The sequence below is a fragment of the Sphingobacterium sp. SGL-16 genome, assembly GCF_011043515.1.
In the GTDB taxonomy this organism is placed as follows: Bacteria; Bacteroidota; Bacteroidia; order Sphingobacteriales; family Sphingobacteriaceae; genus Sphingobacterium; species Sphingobacterium litopenaei.
Window position 1 is genome coordinate 107,093 of sequence record NZ_JAAKGQ010000001.1, and the last position, 13,340, is coordinate 120,432.

Below are 13,340 nucleotides of genomic sequence, written 5' to 3' on the forward strand. Positions count from 1 at the left end.
TTAATTATTAACGGTAATTGTAACAATTAAACTTTATACATATGAAAGATTTATTGAAATTAAAATCATCTTTGTCAGAAGAGATCGAAAATATATTAAACGCACAAATTAAAGTAGAAGCTCATTCATCAGCATTATATTTAGCAATGTCTGCGTGGTGTGATGATCAGGGCTTAGACAACGCTTCCAAATTTTTTGCTAAACAATCGAACGAAGAGCGTGAGCACATGCTTAAAATCTTCAATTATATTAGCAGCCGTGGTGGTAAACCGATTTCACCAGAAGTGACAAATATTCCTCAAGATTTCGAGTCTTTCCGTGGTGTATTTGAACAAACATTGGAACAAGAAATGTTCGTTACTGAGCAATTCAATAATATTGCTGCAAAATGTCAACAAGTGAAAGATTACGTGACTTTTAACTTTTTAGGCTGGTTCTTAGAAGAGCAAGTTGAAGAAGAATATGTAGCACGTAGAATTCTTGAATTATTCGATGTAATCGGTGAAGAAGGAACAGGTCGTTGGGAAATTGATAGACATTTGGTAAAAGTTTGTTTTGACGGTGAATAATTAGAAACAAAAGTTCAGACAAACAAATAAAAATCAAAAGGAAGATATTGAATTGCAATATCTTCCTTTTTGTTTATACTATAAAATTAAATTTATCGTTTTATATAAAAGTAGCCGTAAACATTCTTTGAATGTATTTTATTTACTATATTGAGAAACGGTATTTCAGGTTTACACTGTGTCTTATTTTAAGCGAAACATAATCGTTTTTGTGTGGTTTGTTATCTTCATAACAGCACATTCTTCATATGCACAGACTCAACTAAGCGGCGTGGTCAAAGACACAATCGGAAATCCCATTAAAGATGTTATTGTTCGCCTACATACTGATCATGATACTTCTATCAGTATTACCAATTCCTTAGGAATTTATTATTTTAAAAATGTGGAAGCTCGACAATTTCAGCTTACCTATAATATGTTAGGTTATTTGGTTGAATCTAATAATTATGTCAAAGAAAATGGAGATGATTATGTGCTATTACCAGAAGTTGTTCTCCGCCGTGGTACTTATGCTATTCAGGACGTTTCAGTGACTCGAGTGATTCCGATGGTCATAAATGGAGATACTATACAGTATAATTTGGGCGCTTTTTCCTTCCGAAAACAAACTTTGCTAGAAGATGGTTTGAAAAAAATACCTGGCTTTCAGATAACGCGTGATGGTTCAGTTTATTTTAACGGATATCATATCAAGAAAGTAAAAGTAAACAACAATGAATTTTTTGGAGGTGACATTATTACAGCGACGAAAAATCTTCCTGTGGATTATATCAATAATATTCAACTCATTGAACTGAATAATAAAAGTGAAAATACCGAAACAGGTATTGCTGATTACCAAGAGAAAGAAAAGTTATTGAACATCAACTTGAAGGAAGATAAGAAGATTTTACATTTTGGTCAATTGACTATCGGTTCGGGAACTAATGGCCGATATTTGGGGAGTTTTGGTATTAACAGGTTTAACGATGGAAATGAATTATCCATATTAGGTTCCTTCAATAATACTAATACAAATTTGTTTTCCTATGGTGATATTTCGGGAGGAAAAAGGAGCCAAACCACATTGGATATTGATGAATTTATAGATCCTATTGATGGTATTAATACTACTTCATCGGTTGGAATTAATATAGCCAAAAAAGTTGGGAAGCAATCTCGTCTGAATTCCTCATATAACTATGTCAAAAAGAATACGTCGATTAGTGGATATTCCCGGATGAAGTCTACTTATATTGGCAATACCATTACCAAAGATGAAGATTATGATGAAGAACAAGAGGACGATAATCATAAATTAAGATTGTTTCTGGATGGAAAATTGGATAACAAGGATATTCTGAAGGTAGAAGGGAATCTGACTTATAATTTAAAATCAATCTTTAATAATAAGGAATCCAATGTTAGTAATTACCAAGAAATAAATAAAGGTACAAATAGAGATTCTGCTATTCATAAAATTCCTATTGCAGATATCGATATCCTTTATTCTAAATATTTCAATAAGAAAGATCGGAAGTTGGTGGGAAAATTTAATGCAAGGTCACATACATTAAAGAATAATCAATTCGTAAATGAAGAGTATTCCGTTTATAGCAAAAATGTAATAGATTATTCGGATGAACTAAATAATCAATTCATCGATCAAAGAAATAAAAATGGCTCTGCAAACCTCTCTTTATCTTTTGTAGAACCATTTTTGAACCATAGTGTTTTTGAATTTAAATATGAATATGATCATAGCAATATTGATGCTAGACGTTATGTATACAATTGGTTAGATGCTCGTGCATCCAATACCGTAGATTCGTTGACAGTAGATTATGGTTATAAATTTAATAGTAATAAAGTCGGTATCATCTATCAATTTACACCGAATAAAAAACTAAAGTTTAATGTAGGATTTGCCGTTCAGCCCATCTTTATGAATGGTAAAGTTTTGAATGATACGCTGGAGTATAACTATGACAATATCAACTTAGTACCTACGACAAACTTTAGTTATAAGTTATCTAATAACGTTGATTTTCAAATCAGTTATAGAGGAAGGAATAATCAGCCAAGTTTCTTCCAAATTGTTCCTGTATTTAATAATACGAATTCCAGAAATATTATACTCGGTAATCCCGAATTAAAGTCTGAATTCTCACACGGTTTCGTCACTACAATGAGGGCTTTTATACCTTCACGCGTGCAATATATAGAGACTAATTTTGCCTATAATTATGTAAAGGATAAGATCGTAACAGACAAAAAACCAGTAGAAAATAGTACGATTCAACAAACGACTTTCCGAAATGCAAAAGGCTATTATGATTGGAGATGGAATTATGTTTTCAATACGCCTTTCGAAAATGATGATTGGATGCTTGAAATGACTGGTGGATTGGATTATTACAATAATTTGTCCTACATTGAAGATAGAGAACGTACCACAAAGCAATTTATTTTAGCGCAAACTCTACAACTAAAATATTCGTTAGGGAATTATTTAGAAAGCATGTTTAATGCGAATTATTCTCGTAATAAAGCGAGTTATGATATTCCGTTTCGCACAAAAATTAACGTAGAAACTTTATTTATGGGTTTAGGGGCTAAAGGCTATTTGAACGATAATTTTTCTATGGGATTTGAAATGTCCCAACGATATAATGATGGTTACATTAATAAGTTTATGAATGTAAACCAAACCTTGATGAATGCCTTTCTAGAATATACGTTTTTACATAATCGCACTGCGCTATTGCGGTTGCAAGCGTATGATTTATTTGATCAAAATACGCAAATGGGTATGTATTCCGAATACATTGGAAATGATGTGTTTGAAGAAAGAAAAAATCGATTGGGAAGATATTTTATGTTATCCCTAAATATTAGAATGCAGAAATAGAAGATGATGAAAACCGTAGTGATTACAGAATTTGGAGGACCGGAAGTTTTAGAAGTACAGGAAAGACCTATTCCAAAAATAGATGCCGATGAAATATTAATAAAGGTAAAAGCTGCAGGAATTAATAGACCAGATATTTTTCAAAGACAAGGTAAGTATCCTGCACCTGAAGGGGTAGTGCAAGATATTCCTGGCTTGGAAGTCTCAGGTGTTATAGAGAATATTGGAGCAGATGTAGAAGGATTCCAAGTGGGAAATCGTGTGATGGCTTTAGTTCCTGGTGCTGGTTATGCGGAATATGTCAAAGTTCATTACGGTGCTGCTATACAAATTCCAGTTCAGTTAAGTTTTGAAAATGCTGCTGCATTGCCAGAAACATTGTATACAGTTTGGCATAATTTATTTCAGCGAGGCAATCTCCAAAAGGACGAAACTGTATTGATTCATGGAGGGGCTGGAGGAATTGGTTCAACGGTTATTCAATTAGCCAAATTGTTTGGAGCTAAAGTCGTGACAACGGTTAGTTCTGAAGAAAAAGAGAATTTTGTATTAAGTTTAGGAGCGGATAAAGTCATTAATTATAAGAATGAAGATTTTGAAGAGGTATTATCTTCTTCAAAGGTCGATGTAATCCTGGATTATATTGGAGGAGAATACTTCAATAAAAATATAAATGTGTTGAGAGAGGAAGGAAGGCTTATTTACATCAATGCAATGAAAGGAGCAAAGGTGGAATTGAATCTCTTCAAATTAATGCAAAAGCGCATTTCACTTTCGGGAAGTACATTGAGAAATAGATCAGCTTCGTTCAAACAATCTTTAACGCAAGAGATTGTAAAGAAAGTTTTACCATTGTTTGAGGATAATAAATTTCATATTCCTATTTTCAAAAAATTCAACTATTATGAAGCCTCCAAGGCACATTCTTTAATGGAAAGTGGAGCTTTCTTAGGAAAATTAGTGTTGGTTTTTTAGTGTGCTAAAATAATTTAGCTTTGGTTATATCGTAATTTATTGTCATCTTTAAATTCAACAAAAATTATAACCAAGATGAAACCAAAGTTTATTTTCACGTTAATAACATTTGTTTCTTTTGTTTCCGCTTCGTTTGCCCAGCGCATTCAGAATGTAGGAAAACCTGTTGATTACGTCAGTACATTAGTAGGTACACAATCGACTTATTTTCTTTCTAGCGGAAATACTTATCCCGCAGTGGCCGTGCCTTGGGGGATGAACTTTTGGAGTCCGCAGACTGGAAAAATGGGAGATGGTTGGATGTATTCTTACACGGCAGAGAAGATTAGAGGAATAAAACAAACCCATCAACCTTCCCCTTGGATGAATGATTACGGTCAATTCAGCATCATGGCAATGGTTGATAATAAAACTTTTGATCAAGACAAACGAGCAAGTTACTTTTCACATAAAGCTGAAGTTGCAAAACCTCATTATTATTCGGTTTATTTAGCAGATTATGATACCAATGTAGAAGTCACGCCAACCGAAAGAGCCGCTTATTTTAGATTTTCTTTCCCAAAAACAGATAAAGCATATGTGTTAATTGATGCTTTTGATAAAGGTTCTTATGTAGAAATAATTCCAAAGGAGAATAAAATTATTGGCTATACGACTAAAAACAGTGGCGGTGTACCTGAAAATTTCAAAAACTACTTTGTGCTGGAATTTAATAAGCCATTTCAGAATGTTTCTACTTTCGCTGATTCAGTTTTACAGGATGGTCGCTTTATGGTAAAAGCAGATCATGTCGGTGCTATTTTAGAATTTAAAACTTCCGGTAAGAATGATCCAGTATTGCTAAAAGTTGCTTCTTCATTTATTTCTCATAATCAGGCAAGTTTGAATCTTCGCGAATTGAATAATTTGACTTTTGATCAGGTAAAACAAAAAGGTGAAGATATTTGGAATAAGGAATTAGGCAAAATTGAGGTGGAAGGAGGAACAATAGATCAAATTCGTACTTTCTATTCTTGCTTATATCGCTCGTTGTTGTTCCCTCGCATGTTCTATGAATATGATGCAAATAATCAAGTTGTACATTATTCACCTTATAATGGAAAAGTTCTTCCAGGCTATATGTTTACTGACACGGGGTTTTGGGATACTTTCAGATGTTTATTTCCATTTCTGAATTTGATGTATCCTGAGATGAATCTTAAGATGCAGGAAGGATTGGCCAATGCGTATCGCGAAGGTGGTTGGTTGCCTGAATGGGCAAGTCCTGGCTATCGTGACATTATGGTCGGTAACAATTCAGCTTCGGTAGTTGCTGATGCTTGGATTAAAGGCGTGCGTTCAAAAGATATTGAAACGCTTTATGAAGCCGTCGTAAAAGGTTCCAAAAATGCAGGTCCATTAAGAGCTGTTGGTAGAGCAGGAGCAAATTATTACAATGAACTAGGATATGTACCATATGATGTGAATATACATGAAAATGTAGCACGTAGTTTGGAATATGCTTATGATGATTTTGCTATTTATCAGTTAGCAAAGTCGATAGGAAAAGGTAAGGAGGATATAGAATTTTATAAAAATAGAGCCTACAACTATCAAAAGCTATTTGATGCTCAAAATGGATTGATGCGTGGTAAATTGCAGAATGGGACTTTTCAGTCTCCTTTTAATCCATTCAAATGGGGCGATGCTTTTACAGAAGGTAATAGTTGGCATTACAGCTGGTCTGTTTTTCAAGATTTCGCAGGCTTATCTAAATTATTAGGGGGCAATAAAGCATTCGAAAATAAACTGGATTCTGTGTTTATTCTTCCGCCTATTTTTGATGATAGCTATTATGGATTTCCCATTCATGAGATTAGAGAAATGCAAATTGTCAATATGGGACAATACGCGCATGGAAACCAGCCTATTCAACACATGACTTATTTGTATAATTATGCTGGAGCACCATGGAAATCACAATATTGGGTACGCGAAACTATGGACAAGATGTATTCGCCAAATCCTGATGGCTATTGTGGTGATGAGGATAATGGACAAACTTCGGCGTGGTATGTATTTTCTGCTCTTGGATTTTATCCTGTGACTCCTGCTGTTGATGAATATGTAATAGGCTCGCCATTATTTGATAAAGTAATTCTTCATTTGGAAAATGGTAATACTATTCAAATTCAATCTGTTAATAATGATTCAGAAAATAGATATATTAAATCCCTTCAATTGAATGGAAAGAATTACAGCAAAAATTATTTAAAACACAGTGAATTAATAAAAGGTGCGAAATTAAATTTTACTATGGATAAGGTTCCTAATAAATCGAGAGGAACTTCTGCCGCTGATTTTCCATATTCAATTAGTACTTCAAAAAATTAAATAGCATATTCTATAACACAAACAATAAACGCTACCTGATTAGGTAGCGTTTTCTTATTTTATACATGTCAGAAATTAGCATCTTATCTCTCGACGCATGAAAACGAAATAGGACAGTGCGAAACATACCATCATTGCAGCGGTGATTCCTGTAAGCTGTGGCCATACAATCATCAAGCTATCTTTGAATGATAGCGCAGAAGGAATTGCTGCGACCATTTGTTCCATAGAAACAGGTCCAAGACTGCGTACTGACGGCATTAAAATGCTTGTAGTCGCATCCGTATATAATTGGCTAGGCGATAATCGCATCAAATTTAGTATCAGTTCATGCCAAGCTAAGTATTCCTGTTCTGAAATATAATTCGGATTGGGAATAAATGGTCTAACTATAAAATTAATGACTATTGGAAAGAAAATGGTAAAGAAAAGCCATATACCAATTGCTGTCATAGCTGATGTTGCTCCTTGACGAAATATTATCGATAGTAATATGGCTAAGCTTAACCAGAAAGCTACATAGATAATACTAACAGCAATGAATCCAATAATCCTTACGACCTCTTGAAATTCAATGTGAATGCCTGTGGACATTATGCCAGCTCCAATCATAAGCATAACTAAGGAAGTAAATAACACGCTTACTATGATTAGCGGTGCAAAGAATTTTGCAAGTAATAGATTGTCCCGATAAATAGGCTGTGCGACAAGCCGAGTTAAAGTTCCTCCATTGTGCTCTGAATTAATCGCATCGAAACCTAAAGCTATCCCCAATAAAGGTGCTAAGAAATTCAAAAATACATGAAAAGGAGGAATTGAATTGTCACTGGTGGTAAGTAATTTTAAATAGACAAATGTACTATCAGGATCCTGTGCATTATTAATTGTGTCTTTTAGCCCCGAAAAAGACACAAATAGAGAAGCTCCAAAAGTCAATACGATTAAAGCAAGCAAGATGATAAAGCGCCAGCTTCGTATGTGCGATGTAATTTCTTTTTTGATCAACACTTTCATCGCAATAGGGATAAAGCTCGAGTTACTCTCTTTATTTGTCGTATTATTACTTTTGAAGATGCTTATTTTTTTTTCCATTTTACATCTTTACTGTTTGATTTTCAAAATATTTGGCATATATATCATCAAGCGAATAGCCATTTCGTTGTACAGATATAATATTGGCATTTTTATGCACCAATAGTTTTACAGCATCGGCCGTGATATCAAGATCGGAATAGATACTTAATATGTCATTTTGCAATTCACAAGATTTATAGCCACTTATTTCAGATAATACTGCTGTAATATCTGATGATGATAATTTATTGTTATCAAGCTGAATGATTGTTTTAAATCCTTCGTTCAATTGGAGTTGGTGAGCTAGTGTTTCAATAGGCCCTTCAACAATCATCTTACCGTCCACAAAAATTCCTACACGATCACACACCCGTTGTACTTGATGTAAATGATGTGATGACATCAACACCGTCAAATTTTGCTCTCTACTCAATTTTTGAATGAGTTCTAAAAACTCATTAACTCCACTTGGGTCAATTCCAAGGGTGGGCTCATCCAGAATTACAACCTGTGGTTTTTTAATTAGTACTTCAGCTAAGCCAAGACGTTGTTTCATTCCTCGAGAGAAAGTGTTTGTTTTGTTGTTGGTAGCATGAGTTAAACCTACAGTCTGTAATAATTCTATAGCCGATTTTTTAGCTTCTTGTTCTTCAATACCATTTATCTGCGCGATAAAACATAGATTTTCTAGCGCTGTCATGTCTGGATAGAAGCCTACATTATCGGGCAAATACCCGACAAGTTTTTTGACTTCTAAAGGATTTCTAGTTGCGTCATATCCACAAACAGTTGCTGTCCCTTCCGTGGGTTCCGTCAAACCCAACATCATAAGAATACTGGTTGTTTTTCCAGCCCCATTTGGACCCAATAGACCAAATATTTCTCCTGAAGCTATATGAAGATTTAATTTATCAACAGCCTTTTTTGTGCCATAACATTTACTTAAATCCTTCAGTTGTATGATTGGATTATTCATGTGTAATGTTATTTCTGATTTAGTTTATCGATTATCTTCTTCCGTATTTGCGAATTAAATAATAGATTAAACCTGCAGCTGCAGCAATAATTACTATTCCAACCCAACCTGATAAAATGGAAGTTTTTACCATCATACGGATAGTCGCTTCGGAGGTTCCATTATTCGACCTTACAGTCATTTTAGTTACATAATCTCCAGCAATTGTTTTCTCAGGAACTTTTAAAGTTACTTTGATATCAGCACTTTGACCAGGTTGTAATTGTTCGATATTAGAAGGCGAGAAGCTAGTTTCCCATTTGCTTGGCAGTTGAGAAGATAATTCTAAAGCGTTTAAGGGTAATGTTCCTGTATTCTTTACCACTAATAGAATCTCTTTGCTATTTCCAGCGACAATCTCATCACTTAATCTGCCCGTAGGAGTGGTAAGTTCTACAGCGTAGGAGCCTCGCACTACAGCTTCAAGATCTAATTTAAGCGTATCAAAAGATGAAATAGCCTGAACTGGAATTTTGTATGTGTCTGGTTTGGTGGTAATAGGACAGGTGATTTCTATACTGATATCTTTGGTGCTTCCTGATTCGACTTGTAAGGAAGTTACAGAAATACCTTCTACACGATACGTAACTTGCCAGCCTGCAGGCAATTTGGTTGATAATTTATAGTTTACAGTTTCGGATTTTCCGTTTGTGAGTAAGCTATTATAGCGAAAAGTTTCATTCGTAGGGGCTTCTACATTCAATAGCCTAGCAGTGAAACTAGTTTTGACAGAATTGCTTTGCGCAAAAGATGAGGTTGTTAATAAAAATAAATAAAGCAGTAGTCCTTTGGTTAATATTAGGCACTTTTTAGAGTTTAATAATTGTTTTAACATAATCTAAATACTAAAATTTATAATTAATGAATGATAGTGTTCAAAGAATGTCAATTGGTTATCGCTACCAATTTTTATTAAAAAATAATGCGCCAAAATACTAATCTCAGCTATTCCTGTCAATAGCTGAGATTTATTATAAAGGATAAAAAATGTTAAATAGTGTAAAAATTATTTTTTAGGTAATTCTATGATAAATATTGTTCCTTGATTGATATTATTTTCAATCCATATTTTTCCTATATGTTGATCGATGATTTGTTTACAGATATACAATCCTAATCCAAAAGATTCTTCTCCGAAAGTTCCTTCACGTCTAATTTGTGGATTAAGGTCAAATAATTTAGCTTTAAACTCTTCAGGAATACCAATCCCATTATCTGCTATTCTAATTTGAATGGTATTTTCATCAGAGTCCAACAGTTGTATAGATATTTCGCTAGCCGGTGAACTAAATTTGATAGCATTGCTTAATAAATTGTCTAAGACTCGCCGAATTTTTTCGCGGCTAATAGGAATTGGGACAGATTTAAGATCTGTTATGAGTTGTTGACTTTTTTCATTCGCTTTATATTGTAGTAATGTAACAGATTCAAGAATAAGCTTGTCTAATTCTGTATCAATCTTGTTGATACTATCTTGCCAGTTTTAATCTGTAATAGATCAGAAATAGTTTTTAAAGCATCTTGATGCGATATCGTATTGATCTTTCTTTTTAAGTTCCTTCTTTAAAACTGAGATTAAGCTGTCTGTAGTTTCGCCCGCATAACAGGAAATATTGACACCAAGAAGTAAAAATAATTGGCAAATGATTAGGGTAAAAATTATTTTCTTAATAAAGGCAGTATGCATTGGAAATAATTAATAATACTAATATATAAATTATATAAATATTTATATCTCTTTAACTTATTATTATCATATTGATGTTTCGATTTTTGTAAGGTGTAGTTCCCTATAAAAACTAAGAAGCTCTTATGCGTGAACATAAGAGCCTTATTTTATTATTTATTAAATAATTATTTACAATTTGGAATGTTGAATTCTGCTGTCAATACGGAGGAATTCGTTGCTGAATTGTAAGTTATTTTTCCTTTCAGACCATCTTTTGCTGGTAATGAAGTATCTGATTTATTGAAGTCAAACTCTGTAGAGTATTTTCTTCCATCATATACGATTTCAATATAGTATTTCGTATTGTTAATTAATTTTAATGAACCTGTGCCATTTTCTACACGTATCGATTGTACAAATACTTTACTATTATTAACATTTCTATAAAGAGATGCATTAGCACTCGGTAAAACAGTTGTTTTCTTAGCTGGACATTTTCCTGTAAGATCTAGATTAACATTTACGAGATCAATAGTTGCTGCATTTAATGTTACACTTACACCTTGGTTAGAACAAGGATCAAAATATGCTGATTCCGCTGCTTTTTCACCTGTAGCTTTATCCACTAATACCACTTTTAATTTGTAACTTGGTAGTTTGTCCAACGTAATTGTATTAGCTCCAGAAGTCATAGTATGAGAAATATCCGCTGATGTTGATACAGGTTGGCCACTTTCATTTAATAAGTTGATAGTATAAGTTCTATTTGCCGCACCAGCATTAGCATTAACAGTGATTTTAGTAGATTGCGTACAGTTTTCGGAATAGAAATTCAAACTCCAGTAGGATAAGTGAGGAATATCAAAAGATGCGATTAATTTACCTCCGTTATTCGCAATTGTAGTGTTACCTTCTCTTTTCCAAACACCTTTTGATTCGTCCAAACTCCATACTGCGATCTGATCACCAGCTTTTATTGTTGAACCCGTATTTGGATTAACAATTTGATTGCTCACTTCCATATCCACTTTTAATGGTTTCGAGAATTGTTTCACAGCTTGATTGCCCACTTTCATATCAATAGCAACAAAACCAGCTGTTACGAATGATCCAGCATTTAGTTTATTTCCACTAGCATCTACTAAATTTTGAGCTGATAATCCACCTGGAAATGCTTCCAACGCTTTCTCAGAAGAAGGGCTGTACTGTACAATGTTACTTGTTAAAGTACCACCAGTAATAGGAGCTCCATTAGCATTTAAGAATTGTGTGCCAGTTTCAACAAGAATATTTGTTTGCTCTGGCTTTGATGCGCTACTTGGTAATGCAATTGTCGTTGGAGCAGTTGTTGCACCCGAAGTTAAAGTTGTATTTTTACCTACCACAGCAGCTGTACCTTCAGGTAAGTTTTTATATTGTACCATTTTCACCACATAAACAGATGCTGAATCTTTATCCAACGTGATTGTTTGTGAGACAGGTACATATCCGTTTAATTCACCGTTAATATGAAACTGAATTGGATTCGATTTTGTGGGTTTTACTCCTTCTTCAAGAGCTAAACTCAACATACCACCTACGACTTTAAATTCTTTTTTACCAATATCGTTGATTACTTTATCCGCATTAGAACCTGAAATCGTGACTGTAAAATCTCCAACTGGAGTAGGATTTTTATCGTTGGCATTTATAAAAATAACACCTGTAGGGGTGTTTCCATATAAATTTCCATCTGTAATAATCTCAATACCGTTGAATGGATTATTACACGTATAAAATACTGCCGAGGCAATAGTTATTAGCGTTAATAATATGTATTTAGTTGAAATTTTCATGATTGGTTTGGGTTTATTTTGCAATTCTAAAGTTTAAATTTAGTTGAATAGTAGGCATCCATCTAAAAGAAGATAAATTATTTTCTAAAGTTGATTCTTGTTGCTTATTTGGAGCTAACATTTTAGTCGCATCAATATTAACTTTTGCTGGACTCATGTAGTATGATCCTAAGTCAACATTTACACCAAATCTTTTAGATGGAGTACTTCTTCCAAGACCTAAACCAATATAAGGAGCAAAACCATTATAACTTACCTGAGCTTTTAAATCTCCAATTTGCTCCGGAGTGATAGATAAATTGCCAACATCAATGCCTTTTGAAGGTTTCAAATAACCATCCACTTCTGTGTTGTTTAATACAGCACCACCTGCAACAACTCTTAAAACAGGTAAAAGACTGTATTCGCCTAGTAATCCAACTTGGCTTACACTACCTTGTACATATTTAACATCATCTTTATAATCGCCTAAAGCTGCAAGATTAATATTACGACCTTTTAATGGATCATTCATTTTGTAAGAGAAAAATGTACCATTCAAACGAACTGCTAATTTTTCTAAGACCTGATAGCGTACACCCGCTCCAAATCCGTTAGTTCCTCCTTGCAATTGAATTGACATTTTATTGGTTTGAAATCCTGATGGGTAGGATAGAGTGTCCGTTTGTGCCATCAAGCATCCGGCTGCCACAATTTGGCAACTGAACAGTAGAAGTCTTTTTTTCATAGGTTAAAAAATGTATTTGTATTTCAAATGTACCAATAAAAGATTGTAAATCACAATTAAATATTGTATTAATTCAATTTTTTACGAATGTTAAATTTTATTGAGAGATATTTCAGTACTTAAGAAGTAGAATGTTAGTACTTTATTGTTATTTAAAAGAGATAACCCACGTTAAGCGAGCTTTGAGGTCAACAAAAATAGAGTTTTTTT

General features: G+C 33.7%; 10 protein-coding genes. 4 read left to right on the forward strand and 6 right to left on the reverse strand.

Going from position 1 to position 13,340, the window contains the following annotated elements; translation table 11 throughout:
- Window positions 1-41 precede the first annotated feature (41 nt).
- From G5B32_RS00540 to G5B32_RS00555, 4 genes are all read left to right on the forward strand, one after another.
- On the forward strand, window positions 42-569 hold the full coding sequence (locus G5B32_RS00540; protein WP_165289564.1) for a ferritin: 528 nt from the start codon (window positions 42-44) through the stop codon (window positions 567-569).
- Window positions 570-747: 178 nt separating this feature from the next.
- Complete coding sequence (locus G5B32_RS17520; protein WP_206366752.1) at window positions 748-3,462, forward strand: TonB-dependent receptor; 2,715 nt, start codon at window positions 748-750, stop codon at window positions 3,460-3,462.
- Between the two features lie 3 nt (window positions 3,463-3,465).
- A complete protein-coding gene (locus G5B32_RS00550) occupies window positions 3,466-4,437 on the forward strand; it encodes an NAD(P)H-quinone oxidoreductase (RefSeq protein WP_240898964.1) in 972 nt (323 codons plus the stop codon).
- Between the two features lie 75 nt (window positions 4,438-4,512).
- On the forward strand, window positions 4,513-6,810 hold the full coding sequence (locus G5B32_RS00555; protein WP_165289567.1) for a GH92 family glycosyl hydrolase: 2,298 nt from the start codon (window positions 4,513-4,515) through the stop codon (window positions 6,808-6,810).
- Between the two features lie 75 nt (window positions 6,811-6,885).
- On the opposite strand, the gene G5B32_RS00560 is transcribed toward G5B32_RS00555, so the two are convergent.
- The 6 genes from G5B32_RS00560 to G5B32_RS00585 all read right to left on the reverse strand — a co-directional run bounded on the left by G5B32_RS00560 (window position 6,886) and on the right by G5B32_RS00585 (window position 13,130).
- Entirely contained in the window at window positions 6,886-7,902 is a 1,017-nt protein-coding gene (locus G5B32_RS00560) for an ABC transporter permease (RefSeq protein WP_240898965.1), read from the reverse strand.
- Between the two features lies 1 nt (window position 7,903).
- Window positions 7,904-8,860, reverse strand: coding sequence for an ABC transporter ATP-binding protein (locus G5B32_RS00565; protein ID WP_165289569.1), 957 nt, complete (start codon window positions 8,858-8,860; stop codon window positions 7,904-7,906).
- A gap of 31 nt (window positions 8,861-8,891) precedes the next feature.
- Window positions 8,892-9,734, reverse strand: coding sequence for an NEW3 domain-containing protein (locus G5B32_RS00570; RefSeq protein WP_206366753.1), 843 nt, complete (start codon window positions 9,732-9,734; stop codon window positions 8,892-8,894).
- A gap of 171 nt (window positions 9,735-9,905) precedes the next feature.
- Window positions 9,906-10,367, reverse strand: a complete 462-nt coding sequence (locus G5B32_RS00575) for a sensor histidine kinase (protein ID WP_165289678.1) — start codon at window positions 10,365-10,367, stop codon at window positions 9,906-9,908.
- A gap of 386 nt (window positions 10,368-10,753) precedes the next feature.
- Entirely contained in the window at window positions 10,754-12,403 is a 1,650-nt protein-coding gene (locus G5B32_RS00580; RefSeq protein WP_165289571.1) for an astroprincin family protein, read from the reverse strand.
- 13 nt (window positions 12,404-12,416) lie between these two features.
- Window positions 12,417-13,130 carry a hypothetical protein gene (locus tag G5B32_RS00585; RefSeq protein ID WP_165289573.1) on the reverse strand — a complete coding sequence of 238 codons (714 nt, stop codon included), beginning with the start codon at window positions 13,128-13,130 and terminating at the stop codon, window positions 12,417-12,419.
- Between the last annotated feature and the right edge of the window lie 210 nt (window positions 13,131-13,340).

Bases quoted from the DNA above. Each gene is read 5' to 3' on its own strand.
- G5B32_RS00540 (WP_165289564.1), top strand. From the start codon at position 42: ATGAAAGATTTATTGAAATTAAAATCATCTTTGTCAGAAGAGATCGAA.
- G5B32_RS00550 (WP_240898964.1), top strand. From the start codon at position 3,466: ATGATGAAAACCGTAGTGATTACAGAATTTGGAGGACCGGAAGTTTTA.
- G5B32_RS00555 (WP_165289567.1), top strand. From the start codon at position 4,513: ATGAAACCAAAGTTTATTTTCACGTTAATAACATTTGTTTCTTTTGTT.
- G5B32_RS00560 (WP_240898965.1), bottom strand. From the start codon at position 7,902: ATGGAAAAAAAAATAAGCATCTTCAAAAGTAATAATACGACAAATAAA.
- G5B32_RS00565 (WP_165289569.1), bottom strand. From the start codon at position 8,860: ATGAATAATCCAATCATACAACTGAAGGATTTAAGTAAATGTTATGGC.
- G5B32_RS00570 (WP_206366753.1), bottom strand. From the start codon at position 9,734: ATGTTAAAACAATTATTAAACTCTAAAAAGTGCCTAATATTAACCAAA.
- G5B32_RS00580 (WP_165289571.1), bottom strand. From the start codon at position 12,403: ATGAAAATTTCAACTAAATACATATTATTAACGCTAATAACTATTGCC.
- G5B32_RS00585 (WP_165289573.1), bottom strand. From the start codon at position 13,130: ATGAAAAAAAGACTTCTACTGTTCAGTTGCCAAATTGTGGCAGCCGGA.